The organism is Pseudomonas sp. P1.8 (assembly GCF_001269805.1).
GTDB lineage: Bacteria > Pseudomonadota > Gammaproteobacteria > Pseudomonadales > Pseudomonadaceae > Aquipseudomonas.
Genome location: NZ_LHVM01000001.1, coordinates 36390 through 51587, shown reverse-complemented (window position 1 = coordinate 51587; position 15198 = coordinate 36390). Strand labels below are relative to the sequence as shown.

Below are 15198 nucleotides of genomic sequence, written 5' to 3'. Positions count from 1 at the left end.
GGTGTTGCGTTTCCCCGGCGCAGCGAACGCGACAGGTATGTTGCCTAGAACACCCAACGCTCTTGAGGGCGCATTTCATCCACAGGCTGGGCCTGGTCGACGTCCATCATTCGCATTGGGCTACTGTCGGCCTGACTGCTGCTGACAGCGCTGAAATGGGTTTGGGTCGGGTGTTGAAACGTTGTCAGCGCCGCATCCTGCTGCTGGCTCTGCTCCCAGCGCACAAACTGTTGACCGGCGATCAACGTGATCAATAGCGCCAAAACAGCAAACAAGCCTTGCTGGACATACAGCGGCGAAAGGCGCAAGACGGCGGCACGTTGACGGTTCATCCTGAAGCTCCTCCCAATCAAGTCGGGATTCTATGGCGGGCGTTTGTTCTTGAATGCCCTGGTTAATCAGACAGTTGCAGCCTGCATGCCAGCTTCTTTCTTCAAATAAATACCTTATAAATCAACATGTTATGAAATTATCAAAAACGATTTCAGGCGCATCCTGCACGATGGCGCCCGTAGGGTCGTGCGAATTGCACGATCAATCACAACGAAGTCGTAATTTTTTTGGAATTGCGGGAGGGGCGCAGATGTCAGAAATTCACGCAGGGCGTTGTCTGAAACCGGGCTTCTATTAAAAGACCCGAAAAATCAGCTCACAAACTGATCAGTAAGATGAGCGCTACCCTGCCATGGCAGGAATAGCTCAGAATCAACCATGCAACTTGCCCGATTTTTCCGGGACTAAATTCAGATCATTCATTAAGGAGCGTAGGAAAATGGAATCTGCCACTGAGCATCAAGGCCGCATTCTGCTGGTGGACGACGAATCCGCCATCCTGCGAACGTTCCGATATTGCCTTGAAGACGAAGGCTACAGCGTCGCCACCGCCACCAGCGCTGCGCAGGCGGAAACGCTGTTGCAGCGTCAGGTTTTCGATTTGTGTTTTCTCGATTTACGCCTTGGCGAAGACAATGGCCTCGACGTGCTGGCGCAAATGCGCATTCAAGCACCCTGGATGCGAGTCGTGATTGTCACGGCTCACTCGGCCGTCGACACGGCAGTGGACGCCATCCAGGCCGGCGCCGCCGACTATCTGGTCAAGCCGTGCAGCCCGGATCAGTTGCGGCTCGCCACCGCCAAACAACTGGAAGTGCGGCAACTGTCAGCGCGCCTGGAAGCGCTGGAAGGCGAAATACGCAAACCCAAGGACGGACTGGACTCCCACAGTCCGGCAATGAAAGTCGTCCTCGAAACCGCCCGGCAGGTCGCCACCACTGACGCCAATATCTTGATTCTGGGTGAATCCGGTACCGGTAAAGGCGAGCTGTCCCAAGCCATTCACGGCTGGAGCAAGCGGGCGAAAAAATCCTGTGTCACCATCAACTGCCCGTCCCTGACGGCCGAACTCATGGAAAGCGAGCTGTTCGGCCATAGTCGTGGTGCATTCACCGGGGCCAGCGAAAGTACCTTGGGTCGAGTCAATCAAGCTGACGGCGGAACGCTGTTTCTTGATGAGATCGGCGATTTTCCCCTGACATTGCAGCCAAAGTTGCTGCGTTTCATCCAGGACAAGGAATATGAACGCGTCGGTGACCCGGTGACCCGGCGGGCCGATGTGCGCATTCTTGCGGCCACCAACCTCAACCTTGAGGACATGGTACGTGACGGCCGTTTTCGCGAAGACCTCCTGTATCGCCTGAACGTCATCACCCTGCACCTGCCGCCGCTGCGCGAACGCCGCGAAGACATTCTCAACCTGGCGGACCGATTCCTGGCGCGGTTCGTCAAAGAGTATGCACGTCCGGCCCGGGCCTTCAGTGAGGAGGCGCGGGAAGCGCTGCTGAGTTACCGCTGGCCCGGCAATATCCGCGAGCTGCGCAACGTCATAGAACGGGCAAGCATCATCTGCCCGCAAGAACGTGTCGAGATCAGCCACCTGGGCATGGCCGAAACCCCGGTCAACAACGCGCCACGCATCGGTGCGGCGCTCAGCCTGGACGAGTTGGAAAAAGCTCACATCGGCGCAGTCCTTGCCACCGCCGATACACTGGATCAAGCCGCCAAGACCCTGGGAATCGATGCTTCGACGCTGTACCGCAAACGCAAACAGTACAATTTGTGAGCCGTAGCCAATGAAGCTGGCGATGAAATTGAGGACTCGGCTCTTCCTGAGTATTTCCGCACTGATTACCGTAGCGCTACTTGGCCTGTTACTGGGGCTGGTCAGCGTGATGCAGATGGCTGGCAGTCAGGAAGCCGTGATCCGCAATAATTTCGCCACCCTGGATCTGGGCCTCAAACTACGTCAGACACTTGGCGACCAACTGATCATCATGCTCAGCGAGAAACCTGACTCCCTCGCCTTTGAGACCTCAAAGCAGCAATATTTCCGATTGCTTGAACAAGGCATTGCCCAAGAGCCACAAGAGGGTAATGAATATGGGTTCAGAAAAGCCAAAGCGGATTACCTGAACTTCATTCAGGCGTATGAACAGTCGCCGGACACCACGAACATCCTCAGTAGTCACGATGATCTCACCAACAAATTCAATGCGCTGCGCAATGGCCTGATCACCGAACATAAACGCGCCCTGGACAACATCAACAACACTGAACGCCAAGCGCGTGAACGTGCGCTTCTGATTGCCGGGTTGCTCGGGCTGGTGGGGCTGGCGGTGTTGATCATCGGTTTCGTGACAGCCCATGCCATCGCTCGGCGTTTTGGTGAGCCGATCGAAGCCTTGGCCCAGGCGGCGGATAACATTGGTCAGGGGAATTTCGATGTCACGTTGCCGATCTCTTCGGCGGTGGAACTGAATCAACTGACCCGACGTTTCGGGATCATGGCCGAAGCGTTGCGCGACCATCAGGCCACCAACGTAGACGAACTGCTGGCGGGCCAGCAGCGTTTGCAAGCGGTACTCGACAGCATCGACGACGGATTGTTGATGATCGACCGCCAAGGCCGCCTGGAACACCTCAACCCGGTAGCCCAGCGTCAGCTCGGCAGAGATTCCGACCGATTGGGGCAGGGATTGGGTGCGGCGCTGGAACGCCCTGAGCTTGATGAGCAACTGCAACTGGTCTTGCGGGGCGGCACACTGGAGCGGGCGCCTGAAGATTTGAACATCGAGGTCGACGGTGAGACGCGCGTGCTGACCTACAGCCTGACCCCCGTCAGCCATACCCAGGGCCATATTCTCGGTGCGGTGATGGTGCTGCACGACGTGACTGAGCAGCGTGCATTTGAACGGGTGCGGAGCGAATTCGTATTGCGGGCATCCCATGAGTTGCGAACACCCGTCACCGGTATGCACATGGCTTTCGGTCTGTTTCGCGAGCGTGCGCGCTTTGATCCGGATTCCCGGGAGGCCGATCTGTTGGACACGGTCAACGAAGAGATGCAGCGATTGATGCAGCTGATCAATGACCTGCTGAACTTCTCCCGCTACCAGAACGGTTTGCAGAAACTCAGCCTCGCACCCTGCTCCATTGAGGATCTGCTGGAGCAGGCTCAAACACGCTTTGCCGAATCGGCCAGCGAAAAGGAAATCGACCTGCTGGTGGAGGTACAGGGACCTTTGCCTCGATTGCAGGCCGACGAGCCGCAGTTGAATAGGGTACTCGATAACCTGATCGATAACGCACTGCGCCATACAGGATCAGGTGGGCGCATTCGTCTACAGGCCCGGCGTCATGGAGATCGCGTGATCATCAGCGTCGAAGACAATGGCGAAGGTATCGCCTATGGCCAGCAAGGACGGATCTTCGAACCGTTCGTACAGGTCGGGCGCAAGAAGGGCGGTGCCGGGCTCGGTCTGGCCCTTTGCAAGGAGATCGTGCAACTGCATGGCGGGCGGATGGGCGTTTACTCACGGCCGGGGCAGGGAACGCAGTTTTATTTGGCGCTGACCGTCTAGAGCGTCGCTACGCTTCATCATCTAGCCGCCGCCCGTTGCGTCGGCGCCCTCGGGTGATCAACTCAATGAACTGTACCGCGCTCAGGGCATGGGCAAATAGCCAACCCTGACCGAACTTCACGCCCTCGCTGCTGAGCAATGCGGCTTGGGATTCATGCTCGATGCCCTCGGCAATCACCTTCAGGTGCAGTGACTGGGCCATGTGAATGATGTGCGGAGCCACGCCGCTGCTGGCGGCGTCATGGCCCAGGGCATCGATAAAGGCCTTATCGATTTTCAGACAATCCACCGGCAGCGTTTGCAGGTAGGCGAGGCTGCAATAGCCGGTGCCAAAATCATCGATCAACACCTGATGTCCGACATCTCGCAAGGCTTGCAGGTTTTCTCGGGCCACCACCACATCGATCAAACCACGCTCGGTGACTTCAAAGGCAATCTGCCGGGCCGCCACCCGATGCAACGTCAGCAAACGCTCCATGACCTGGCCGATCCGCGGGACCATCACGTCACACGCCGCAAGATTGACCGAGATATACAGCTGCGGATTGGCGCGCAGCAACTGCCCAAGCTGCTCAAGCAAGCGTTGCAGGACGAAGTCGGTCATCTGTCGAATCTGCCCGGTGTTCTCGGCCATTGGAATGAACAGATCGGGACTGGTCAGCGTACCGTCCGGCCTGCGCCAACGCAGCAGGGCTTCAGCGCCGACACAGTTACGGCTGTCGAGGTCGAAAATCGGTTGATACAGCACTTGCAACTCGCCTCGCCGAATCGCACCTGTGAGCTCCGCATCCAGCGACTGGCGCTGACGCACCAGCAGAAATACCAGACATCCCACACATATGCCCAAGGCCAGGCTGGCCGGCAGTAGCCACAACCAGACCGCGGGCACGTGCATGCCTGTACGTGGAGTGATCAGTACCAACTGGTATTCCGGGTTATCGGTCGGCATGCGGTAGATCAGGCGCGTTTGGGTAATTTGCAAGGCATCGCGATTTTTCGGCGGCCAGGCTTCGGTCGGCGGCCAGGCCTGAGAAACACCCAGCACTGGAATTGCCCGTGTGCCATGGTCGAGCACCACCAGCAGACTGCTATCCGGCGACAGATCGACCATATCGGTCAAATGCCCACGCGAGGTCGCAACGCGGAAATTGCCGCGCCCGAGCATTAGCGCGGCACGGTTTTCATCAGGTTCGGTGGTGGTGTTGAGCCAATAACTGTAGGTGGGGCCTTTGATGTCTGGCGGTCGAATCAGCGACAACCCTTCCTGGCGCGGTCGATTGGAGCAAACACGCGAAGCGTCCATGTAAACCGCTTCGTACACGAAACGATAATTGAAACTGACCGCCTGCAAGGTCGCGATCATTTCATCATCGCAACCTCGTAACGGCTGGGCTTCAAGGTCGTCGAGGCTTTCACGCAGTTGCCCGAAAAGCTGTTCCAGGCGAGCGAGAAAGCGTTCGCCCTGAGCGTTCATTTCCTGGCTTTCATTTTGCTCGACCTGATGCAGGGCAACCAACAGGCTGCCCGTCATCAGAAGCGTTGAACTCAAGACAGCCGCCAGCAACCCCAGAAACCAGGGGCGATAGAACCAACTTCGAAAGGTTTCTCGAGCAGCAGGCATTGGGAAATATCCGACGAATTACCAATGAGTTATAGCTGCTGATTGGGAAAGCGCCCGCACCGTCGGGCGGTCGTCATTATTTTGTCTGGTTTAACACCATCAAAAGCGCTGCCGTTTGCGCATCCGGTGTGCCGTCGAAACGGGTAGGGCGAAAACGCATCTGGAACGCTGCAATCACGTGGCGAGTGGCGACGTCCAGCTCACCGGTTTGTGGTGTGGAATAGCCAAATCGGGCCAATTGAGACTGATACCAGCTGATGCTCGGCAACTGTGCGGCGAACTGCAGTTGTTGACGCGCCACTGCCTGTTCGTTGGGCCAGATGCCGATGCCCTCGGCAGCCAGACGTTTCCAGGGAAACAGCGGCCCGGGGTCCAGTTTACGCAGCGGTGCGATGTCACTGTGGCCAATGATGTAGCGAGGGTTGATGGTGTAGCGTTGGCTGATGTCCTTGAGCAGTACGATCAAGGACTGAATCTGATCTTCGCTATACGGATACCAGAGGCGCCCGGTTGGAGTGTCCTTGAAGCCCGGGTTGACGATCTCGATGCCAATGGAACTAGAGTTCAGCCAGGTTCGACCGTCCCACTCACTTTCCCCGGCATGCCAGGCACGCTGGCTCTCGTCTATCAATTTATAAATTGTGGCGCCCTTGTCATCACCGATCAGGTAATGACTGCTGACCTCGCCATGGGTCAACAATTGCAGCGAACGTTCCATTGAGGCATTGGTGTAGTGCACCACCACGAACTGGATCCGGCTGTCGTAGTTGGAAGAAGCGTGACCGGTGTCGAACCGTGGCCCGCTGGCACAGCCGGCCAGCAGGATCAGAGACACAATGAGGGCAAGATATTTCATGGCAAGAGGTAATACGCACGGGACTATAATGCAACAGTGTAACGTACTGCCTCGAGACGCGTTCGCCATTGGTGGCGAATTAAATAAAATGGAACAAATGAACATCAGCCCGCTTCAACGCGATTGCGGCCCGCATTTTTTGCTCGGTATAACGCCTTGTCAGCCCGTTTCAGCACCTGATCGCTATGCTCGCCGACGCGGAATGCTGTCATGCCGATAGAAACCGTGACGGTCACCGGCTCACCCTTGAAGTGAAACGGACAGGCCTCGATGGAAGCACGTAGGCTTTCCAGCCGCGTCAGACCGGCTGCGGGTACCGTGGACGGCATCAACAGGACAAACTCTTCACCGCCGAACCGGGCGATGAAATCCGTACCCCGCAGACGCTTGCGCAATACGCTGGCAATAATTTTCAAAACCTTGTCGCCAGCCAGGTGCCCATAGTTGTCGTTGATGTGCTTGAAATGGTCGAGGTCAAGCATGGCCAGCAACAGCGTATTGCCATGTTGCTGCCACTCTTTGACTTCGTGGTCCAGCCGCTCGCTCCAGGCCGCTCGATTGGGCAGGCCGGTCAACGGGTCAATCAAGGCTTTCTGACGCTGCTCTTCAAGGTGCTCGCGATAGCCCAGGGCTTCCTGCTCCATATGGGCGACACGTTCCGCCAGGCTGTGCAGGCGCGCAGCGACTTCCTGCTCTCGTTCATCACGTTTTTTCTGGTGCTCGTCCATGGTGCCGAGCAGGCCTTCGAGATGGTTTTCCAGCACGTGCTTGAGATCGTCCAGATCTGCCGCTTCTTGCATGCTGCTCTGCAAACCGTCGACCTGTTCGCGAATTTGCGTGTCCATCGCGCGCGCTGCCGAACGGTTGTCGGCGTGGCCGGCGCTGGCCGCTTGCAGATTGCTCTGGAAAGACTCAAGGCGCTCGTTGAGTCGCTGTAAATACGCCTCGAACTCATGCTGACCACTGTCGTTAATGGCCAACATCAACGTAGCGAAATCGTCGAGAATGGGTAGCAACTCGTACCAGTTCAAACCATTTTTCAGACGATTGCGCATGGACTCGGCTTGGGGCCGATGGCGTTCCGGTAACGTCAGGTCATCAAGCAGACCAAGGAGCGTGTCTTCAATATGCCTGGCTACCGAACTGTATGAAGGCTCGGGGGAGTCTGGCAGCGCATAAAGAATGTCGTGCCGGGATGAATCCGCTTCGACAGCAGAGATCTGCGCCGTAGCAGTCGCTGACAGGGGCAAGTCCTGCGAGATCAGTTCATCAGGATTGATCATCGATTCTGCCGCTGGTGAAACAATCTCGGTTATCGGTAGCTCTGAAGGCTCAAAATCTTCGCGGTTCTCAACGTCTGGAACGTCTACAGGCTGGAGCGCACCCTCGACCAAAGGTATTTGCGAAGCCGGCGAGTCAATCGTCTCTACCGTAGCCACCTTGGCATCGGCGATGACCGCAGCAGGTATTCCAGGGTCCTGCGCAGCCGCCTCTTCCGCATCTCGATGGCCAAAGAGTCGTTGCAACAAACCCGGCCGCTCAGGCTCTGTCGGCGCCTCAAGCTGGCTCAGTGCCTTGCCCTGCAACCCGCTCAACTCACTGAGCAGTAATGGGATCTCTCGCGCTTGGCTAACCCGGGCATCCAGTTGTTTGGCGAAATTCTTGAGCGGTCGACTCACTTCCCGTGGCAACGGCAATGTTTGTAACTGAGTGACCAGTGCGGTCAGGGCCGCGCTGGTCTGGTTGATCCGGGTTTCGCGTCGCTGCTCAGAGTCGAGCACGGCCTTCTCCAGACGCGGAATCAGAGCAGCCAGGCCCGCATCCATGTCATCGGTGCGCACCACTTCGCGCATTTCCTTCATGCACTGGTCCACAGCGCGATCGGTACCCTCCGCCGCCAAGGTGCTGCGCACCAGCCCGCGACGCAGCAAGTCGAGTCGCGCGTCCCAGCGATGTTCGAGTTTTTCCTGTTGTTCGATGCTTTTGAGGTATTTCTCTTTCCAGCGCTGTACGTCGTCGCTCATTCAGGGCTTCCGCGAAGGGCAGGACTCAACGCGGGCAATGCATCGGCCGTGAGCGAACCCGGCAGACGAATCTCTACCGCGACCGGCAGGTGATCGGAAATGGGCTGGGCCAGTACCTCGACCTTTTCAAGGGTCAGGGTCGGACTCAGGAGGATATGGTCCAGGCAGCGCTGGGGGCGCCAGCTGGGGAACGTCGCTTCCAGTTGCGGGGCGAGCAGGCCGAGATCGCGCAATGGAGAGCTTTGCAACAGATCACTGGCATGTGTATTCATGTCCCCCATCAGCACCTGGTGCTTATAGCCACCAATGAGCTCGCGGATATAAGCCAACTGCAAACTGCGTGTGCGTGCACCGAGCGCGAGGTGCATCATGACCACCACGAGCGCTTCCGGACCTTCACCGAAGCGCACCAGGATCGCTCCACGGCCTTTTGGCCCCGGTAACGGATGGTCTTCGATGGCCCACGGGCGCAAGCGACTGAGCACGCCATTGCTGTGCTGGCCTAGACGACCGAGATTTCGATTGAGTTGCTGATACCAGTAGGGAAAAGCGCCGAGCTGGGCCAGGTGTTCGACCTGATTGACGTAGCCTGAACGCAGGCTGCCGCCATCGGCTTCCTGCAAGGCCACCAGATCGAAGTCACCGAGCAGATTGCCGATCTTTTGCAGATTGCCGGCCCGACCGGTATGGGGCAGCAGATGTTGCCAGCCCCGCGTCAGGTAATGCCGGTAGCGCTCGGTACTGATGCCGACCTGAATATTGAAACTGAGCAGGCGCAAACGACTGTCTGCGGGCAGGCCCGTCGACTCCAGATGGTGCTCGTTGACCTGCGGATCATGCAGGCCAACGATGCGTTCAGTGCCCCAGCGGCGCATGGGAAGTGATGCCCTTAGTTGGCGGCAGCCTTGTTAGCCGCTCGCTCTTTGTCGACCAGTTTATCGGCCAGTTGCAAGGCTTGTTCGGCACCGCCGGCAGAGCCTACGTCGAAGCGATACTTACCGTTGACGATAATGGTAGGCACGCCGGAAATTTCATATTTCTTGGCAAGTTCCTTGGCTTTGTTGACCTGGCCCTTGATGGCGAAGGAGTCAAAGGTGGCCAGAAACTTTTCCTTGTCTACGCCCTGAGTGGCCAGGAAGTCCGCCATGTCATTCTTGTCAGTCAGTTTTTTGTGTTCTTTCTGAATGGCTTCGAAGACAGCCGCGTGCACCTTGTGCTCGACGCCCATGGCTTCAAGGGTCAGAAACATTTGGCCGTGGGCGTCCCATGGGCCGCCGAACATGGCTGGAATGCGAACGAAGTTCACATCAGAAGGCAGTTTTTCGACCCAGGGATTGATCACCGGCTCGAACGCGTAGCAGTGCGGGCAACCGTACCAGAACAATTCCACCACTTCGATCTTGCCAGGCACGGCAACCGGAACCGGATTGCTCAGTTCGACATAAGGCGCAGCGGGGGCTTCGGCGGCCTGGGCAGTCATGCCGAACAGGCTGGCAGCGGCAAAAACGGCGCTGATGATCAGATTACGCATGCTTCACTCCTGGACAATTTTATCGCCTCGCGCGACCTGTTTTCAGACAGGTCATGGCGGGCTTGAGTTCTGTAGTGTAACGGCAGCGGCCACAAAAAAGGGCGGCCAAAGCCACCCTTTTTATACTTGCCGCAACGGATTAATCGAGCGTTAACGTTGCAAGAGATAATGCAACCGCGTCACGCCCGATTCGCCGGTCTTAGTGCAAGCCCTGGATATAGCTGGACACTGCAGCGATATCTTCGTCGCTCAGGCGCTTGGCGATGGTCTGCATGGTTTTTGCGTCGCCATCGTTGGTACGCCCGCCTTCTTCCTTGCGGAAATCGGTCAGTTGCTTGGCGACGTATTGAGCGTGCTGGCCACCCAGGTGCGGGAAGCCGGCCGCAGCGTTACCTGTGCCGTTTGGCGAGTGGCAGCCGGTGCAGGACGGGAGGCCCTTGGCCATGTCACCACCACGGAACAATGCTTCGCCTCGTGCCACAATTTTCGGGTCCGCGGCACCGACGCTGCCTTTCTGGCTGGCGAAGTAAGCGGCGATGTCCGCCAGATCCTGATCGCTCAGGTTGGTCAGCAGACCGGTCATTTCCAGAACGGTGCGCTTGCCCGACTTGATGTCGTGCAGCTGCTTGGTCAGGTAACGCTCACCCTGGCCCGCCAGTTTTGGAAAGTTTGGCGCCATGCTGTTGCCATCCGGTCCGTGGCAAGCGCCACATACGGCGGCTTTTGCCTGGCCTGCGGTGGCGTCACCGGGTTTTACTGGCTCACCTGCAGCATTGGCAATGCCGGAGATCCCCACGGTCAACAGCAGACTCACGATCAATTTGTTCATCAGCTAATCCAACTACGGCTAAGGGTTAAAGAGTTATGGACCGGGCTTACTCGCTCATCCAGTGGATGATGGCTTGGTAATCCTCGGCACTGCAGTCCATGCACAAACCACGCGGCGGCATCGCCTTGAAACCCTGGGTCACGTGTTGCACCAGCGTCTCCATACCTTTCGCCAACCTCGGCGTCCAAGCTTCCTGATCGCCTTTTTGCGGCGCCATGGGGAGTTGGCCGGAATGACAGGCACCACAAACACGGTTGTACACAGCTTCCGGATCCTGTGTAGCCTGAGCGCCGTAAAGCGGCATCAAGACACCGGCAGCTAGCAGCCATTTCGTCATAAAACGACCTTTTCAGGGTTGAGAGCGTGCTGCGTTCTAATGCGCAATCAAGGTCTGTCGCTCTCGTGAACTTCATCCTACGCTGGGACAAAGCGCACACAAAATCTGCGGCATTATATACTGGCGTCACTGAAACGGAAGCGACACTGCTTGCCGCACCCATTCCTGGCGCCGCCCACATCGGAAATCTCATGCAACTCAAGAATCCCATCCTCGGTCTGTGCCAACAGTCCACCTTCATGCTCAGCGCCGCCAAAGTCGACCAATGTCCGGATGACGAGGGCTTCGAAGTCGCCTTCGCCGGGCGTTCCAACGCCGGCAAGTCGAGTGCACTGAACACCCTGACCCATGCCAGCCTGGCGCGGACCTCGAAAACCCCAGGTCGCACGCAACTGTTGAACTTCTTCAAGCTAGACGATGAACGCCGTCTGGTCGACCTGCCGGGCTACGGTTATGCAAAAGTACCGATCCCGCTCAAGCAACACTGGCAGCGTCACCTGGAAGCCTACCTCGGTGGCCGCGAGAGTTTGAAGGGGTTGATCCTGATGATGGACATCCGCCATCCGATGACCGATTTCGACTTGCTGATGCTCGACTGGGCCGTTGCTGCGGGCATGCCAATGCATATTTTGCTGACCAAAGCGGACAAGCTGACTTATGGCGCCGCCAAGAACACACTGCTCAAAGTCCAGGCTGAAATTCGCAAGGGCTGGGGCGATCTCGTGACCATTCAGCTTTTTTCGGCCCCGAAACGCATGGGCCTGGAAGACGCCTACACTGTATTGGCAGGGTGGATGGAATTGGCGGACAAGGGCGCCGAAACACAAGCCCAGTAAACGTAGGAAACTGCCTGAACCGCGCTCAGGCAGTTTCCTGCGGGCAAAAAAAACCCCGGGCTTCTTATGGGGAGGGGGAAGTTCCGGGGTTCAAGTTCTAGACCGCTAGGGCGGGGTCCAGATATCTGCCAACACTTAACACAACATAGGAGCATCGAAGGGCTTCACCAGCCATTCAGTAACTCTGAGTGCCTGAATCGACAATTAGTTCAGATTATTTTTAATTCGCTTTGGAATAATCCCAAGAACGTTTCGAACTAAACAGCCCTCGCCCCCTCTGCCGCGGCATTTCGCCGCACACAAACGATGATCTCTCTGTAGGAGCGAGCTTGCTCGCGATGGAGTGTCATCCAAGTCAATGTGGCTGATACACCTTCACGAGCAGGCTCGCTCCTACAGGGGGTCGTGGCCTTTTCAGACGGGTTAGTGAGCCTCATCCCAGTTATTTCCGACACCGACTTCCACCAAAAGCGGAACATCCAGCTTCGCCGCTTCACTCATGTGCACGCGAATTTCTTCGCGGACCTGATCGACTAGATCCTCACGCACTTCCAGCACAAGTTCATCGTGCACCTGCAGGATGACTTTGGCGTCCAGGCCCGAGACCGTCAGCCAGTTATCCACCGCAACCATGGCTTTCTTGATGATGTCTGCGGCGGTACCTTGCATTGGCGCGTTGATAGCGGTGCGCTCGGCAGCGGCGCGTTCCTGCGGCTTGTTGGAGTTGATGTCCGGCAGGTACAGCCGGCGCCCAAAGAAGGTTTCCACGAAACCCTGCTCAGCTGCCTGCGCGCGGGTGCGATCCATGTACTGGCGCACGCCGGGATAACGGGCGAAATACGTATCGATGTAAGCCTTGGCGGTTTTGGTATCAACGCCAATGTCCTTGCCGAGCTTTTGCGCACCCATGCCGTAGATCAGGCCGAAGTTGATCGCCTTGGCGCTACGACGCTGGTCGGACGTCACGTTCGCCAGGTCTTCGACCTTGAAGACTTCGGCGGCGGTGGCGGTGTGCACGTCCAGATTGTGGCGGAAGGCGTTCATCAACCCTTCATCCCTGGACAGGTGCGCCATGATCCGCAATTCGATCTGCGAATAGTCCGCTGCCAGCAATTTGTAACCGGTCGGTGCCACGAAAGCTTGACGAATACGACGCCCTTCCGCGGTGCGCACCGGAATGTTTTGCAGGTTCGGATCGCTGGAAGACAACCGCCCGGTAGACGCCACCGCCTGATGGTACGACGTGTGAATCCGCCCGGTACGCGGGTTGATCTGCTCCGGCAAACGGTCGGTGTAAGTGCTCTTCAGCTTGCTCATGGAACGGTATTCCATCAGCACCTTGGGCAGCCGATAGTCGTCCTCGGCCAGTTTGGCCAACACCTCTTCGGCGGTGGACGGCTGGCCCTTGGCGGTTTTCTTCAGCACCGGCAGACCCAGTTTTTCGTAGAGAATCACGCCCAATTGCTTGGGTGATCCAAGGTTGAACTCTTCACCGGCAATCTCGAAGGCTTCACGCTCCAGCGCGACCATCTTGTCCCCCAGCTCGATGCTCTGAATGCCAAGCAGCGCGGCATCAACGAAAGCGCCCTGGCGCTCGATGCGCGCCAGTACCGGCACCAATGGGATTTCGATGTCGGTCAGCACCCTGGCGAGGCTCGGGATCGCAGTGAGTTTTTCGAACAGCGTCTGATGCAGACGCAAGGTGATGTCCGCGTCCTCGGCGGCATAAGGGCCTGCCTGCTCCAGGGCAATCTGATCGAACGTCAGCTGTTTTGCGCCTTTGCCGGCGATGTCCTGAAAACTCACGGTAGTGTGGTCCAGGTATTTCAGCGCCAGGCTGTCCATGTCATGGCGCGTGGCCGTTGAGTTGAGCACGTACGATTCGAGCATGGTGTCGAAAGCGATGCCGCGCACGGTGATGCCGTTGGCTTGATCACCGCCGATGGCGCAGTTGGCCAGGATGTTCATGTCGAACTTGGCGTGCTGGCCGACCTTGAGCTTGTTCGGGTCTTCCAGAATCGGCTTGAGGGCGCGCAGCACGGTGTCGCGATCCAGCTGCTGGGGCACGCCGATGTAGGAGTGGGTCAGCGGGATGTAGGCCGCTTCGTTGGCCTGCACGGCGAAAGACAATCCCACCAGTTGCGCCTGCTGCGCGTCGATGCCGGTGGTTTCGGTGTCAAAGGCGAACAGCTTGGCGTTGTTCAGCTTTTCCAGCCAGACATCGAAACGCGCTTGATCGATAATGGTTTCATAAGCGGCTTCAGCAGCGGCGGCCGATGCCTGGACCTCGGGCTCGCTGAACAGATCGGCGGCCGGCGCAGGCTCGGCAGCTGCACTCAGCTCCAGGCGTTTGGCGTCACGATCAAGGTCGTTCAGCCAGCTCTTGAACTCCAGCAGGGTGTACAACTCGTAGAGTTTCACCGGATCTTCAGGACCCATTTTCAGGTCATCGAGACCAACGTCCAACGGCACGTCGACCTTGATGGTCGCCAGCCGATAGGAAAGGAAAGCCATTTCCTTGTGCTCTTCGAGCTTGGCCGGCAGGGTCTTGGCGCCGCGAATCGGCAGGGTCGGCACGATGTCGAGCTGTGCATAGAGCTCGGTGAGGCCGCCATTCACACCAACCAAAAGGCCCGAAGCGGTCTTCGGGCCGATACCTGGAACACCCGGAATGTTGTCGGAAGAATCGCCCATGAGCGCCAGATAATCGATAATCTGCTCCGGAGCGACGCCGAATTTCTCCTTCACGCCCTCCACGTCCATGCTGCTACCGGTCATGGTATTGACCAAGGTAATGTGGCCGTCGACCAGTTGCGCCATGTCCTTGTCGCCGGTGGAGATGATTACCGGGCGATCGGCGGCCGCGCTGCTGCGGGCCAGGGTACCGATCACGTCATCGGCCTCGACGCCTTCGACGCACAGCAACGGGAACCCGAGGGCGGTCACGCTCTGGTGCAGCGGCTCGATCTGCACGCGCATGTCGTCGGGCATACTCGGACGGTTGGCCTTGTATTCGGCGTACATGTCATCGCGAAAAGTCCCACCCTTGGCGTCGAACACCACGGCGAACGGACTATCCGGATATTGCTTGCGCAGGCTCTTGAGCATGTTCAACACGCCCTTGACCGCGCCGGTCGGCAGGCCTTTGGAAGTGGTCAGCGGTGGCAGCGCGTGAAAAGCGCGGTACAGGTAAGAAGAACCGTCCACCAGGACGAGGGGGGCTTGGCTCATGAGCAGGATCAACCTT

The 15198-nt window shown here is 57.8% G+C and carries 12 protein-coding genes; 3 read left to right on the top strand and 9 right to left on the bottom strand.

What is annotated here, in order from left to right:
* Positions 1-44: 44 nt before the first annotated feature.
* The gene (locus AD668_RS00245) at positions 45-332 is read right to left on the bottom strand and encodes a hypothetical protein (RefSeq protein WP_053152912.1); all 288 of its coding nucleotides are present in this window, start codon (positions 330-332) and stop codon (positions 45-47) included.
* A gap of 440 nt (positions 333-772) precedes the next feature.
* On the opposite strand from AD668_RS00245, the gene algB reads away from it, so the two are divergent.
* Positions 773-2119: a sigma-54-dependent response regulator transcription factor AlgB gene (gene algB, locus AD668_RS00240; RefSeq protein ID WP_053152909.1), complete on the top strand. Its 1347-nt coding sequence runs from the start codon at positions 773-775 to the stop codon at positions 2117-2119.
* A gap of 10 nt (positions 2120-2129) precedes the next feature.
* Positions 2130-3917 (top strand): KinB sensor domain-containing domain, encoded by a 1788-nt coding sequence (locus tag AD668_RS00235; RefSeq protein WP_053152906.1) that lies wholly within the window; start codon positions 2130-2132, stop codon positions 3915-3917.
* A 7-nt stretch (positions 3918-3924) separates the two neighbouring features.
* Here AD668_RS00235 and AD668_RS00230 read toward each other — a convergent pair whose 3' ends face one another.
* The 7 genes from AD668_RS00230 to AD668_RS00200 all read right to left on the bottom strand — a co-directional run bounded on the left by AD668_RS00230 (position 3925) and on the right by AD668_RS00200 (position 11115).
* Positions 3925-5538, bottom strand: coding sequence for an EAL domain-containing protein (locus tag AD668_RS00230; protein ID WP_053152903.1), 1614 nt, complete (start codon positions 5536-5538; stop codon positions 3925-3927).
* A 76-nt stretch (positions 5539-5614) separates the two neighbouring features.
* Positions 5615-6394, bottom strand: a complete 780-nt coding sequence (locus AD668_RS00225; protein WP_053152900.1) for an N-acetylmuramoyl-L-alanine amidase — start codon at positions 6392-6394, stop codon at positions 5615-5617.
* 104 nt (positions 6395-6498) lie between these two features.
* Positions 6499-8418, bottom strand: a complete 1920-nt coding sequence (locus tag AD668_RS00220) for a GGDEF domain-containing protein (RefSeq protein ID WP_053152897.1) — start codon at positions 8416-8418, stop codon at positions 6499-6501.
* On the bottom strand, positions 8415-9293 hold the full coding sequence (locus tag AD668_RS00215; RefSeq protein WP_053152894.1) for an endonuclease/exonuclease/phosphatase family protein: 879 nt from the start codon (positions 9291-9293) through the stop codon (positions 8415-8417). Before AD668_RS00215 ends, AD668_RS00220 begins: the two co-directional genes overlap by 4 nt.
* Positions 9294-9307: 14 nt before the next feature.
* Positions 9308-9949, bottom strand: coding sequence for a thiol:disulfide interchange protein DsbA/DsbL (locus AD668_RS00210; protein ID WP_053152891.1), 642 nt, complete (start codon positions 9947-9949; stop codon positions 9308-9310).
* Between the two features lie 199 nt (positions 9950-10148).
* The gene (locus tag AD668_RS00205) at positions 10149-10778 is read right to left on the bottom strand and encodes a cytochrome c (RefSeq protein ID WP_053152889.1); all 630 of its coding nucleotides are present in this window, start codon (positions 10776-10778) and stop codon (positions 10149-10151) included.
* Between the two features lie 46 nt (positions 10779-10824).
* A complete protein-coding gene (locus AD668_RS00200) occupies positions 10825-11115 on the bottom strand; it encodes a cytochrome c5 family protein (protein WP_053152886.1) in 291 nt (96 codons plus the stop codon).
* Positions 11116-11306: 191 nt separating this feature from the next.
* Here AD668_RS00200 and yihA point away from each other — a divergent pair, with 191 nt between their 5' ends.
* Positions 11307-11951: a ribosome biogenesis GTP-binding protein YihA/YsxC gene (gene yihA, locus AD668_RS00195; protein ID WP_053152883.1), complete on the top strand. Its 645-nt coding sequence runs from the start codon at positions 11307-11309 to the stop codon at positions 11949-11951.
* Between the two features lie 423 nt (positions 11952-12374).
* On the opposite strand, the gene polA is transcribed toward yihA, so the two are convergent.
* On the bottom strand, positions 12375-15182 hold the full coding sequence (gene polA, locus AD668_RS00190) for a DNA polymerase I (protein WP_053152880.1): 2808 nt from the start codon (positions 15180-15182) through the stop codon (positions 12375-12377).
* Positions 15183-15198: the final 16 nt, after the last annotated feature.

Excerpts from the sequence above, each read along its gene's own strand:
- AD668_RS00245 (WP_053152912.1), bottom strand. The coding sequence starts at position 332 with ATGAACCGTCAACGTGCCGCCGTCTTGCGCCTTTCGCCGCTGTATGTC.
- algB (WP_053152909.1), top strand. The coding sequence starts at position 773 with ATGGAATCTGCCACTGAGCATCAAGGCCGCATTCTGCTGGTGGACGAC.
- AD668_RS00235 (WP_053152906.1), top strand. The coding sequence starts at position 2,130 with ATGAAGCTGGCGATGAAATTGAGGACTCGGCTCTTCCTGAGTATTTCC.
- AD668_RS00230 (WP_053152903.1), bottom strand. The coding sequence starts at position 5,538 with ATGCCTGCTGCTCGAGAAACCTTTCGAAGTTGGTTCTATCGCCCCTGG.
- AD668_RS00225 (WP_053152900.1), bottom strand. The coding sequence starts at position 6,394 with ATGAAATATCTTGCCCTCATTGTGTCTCTGATCCTGCTGGCCGGCTGT.
- AD668_RS00220 (WP_053152897.1), bottom strand. The coding sequence starts at position 8,418 with ATGAGCGACGACGTACAGCGCTGGAAAGAGAAATACCTCAAAAGCATC.
- AD668_RS00215 (WP_053152894.1), bottom strand. The coding sequence starts at position 9,293 with ATGCGCCGCTGGGGCACTGAACGCATCGTTGGCCTGCATGATCCGCAG.
- AD668_RS00210 (WP_053152891.1), bottom strand. The coding sequence starts at position 9,949 with ATGCGTAATCTGATCATCAGCGCCGTTTTTGCCGCTGCCAGCCTGTTC.
- AD668_RS00205 (WP_053152889.1), bottom strand. The coding sequence starts at position 10,778 with ATGAACAAATTGATCGTGAGTCTGCTGTTGACCGTGGGGATCTCCGGC.
- AD668_RS00200 (WP_053152886.1), bottom strand. The coding sequence starts at position 11,115 with ATGACGAAATGGCTGCTAGCTGCCGGTGTCTTGATGCCGCTTTACGGC.
- yihA (WP_053152883.1), top strand. The coding sequence starts at position 11,307 with ATGCAACTCAAGAATCCCATCCTCGGTCTGTGCCAACAGTCCACCTTC.
- polA (WP_053152880.1), bottom strand. The coding sequence starts at position 15,182 with ATGAGCCAAGCCCCCCTCGTCCTGGTGGACGGTTCTTCTTACCTGTAC.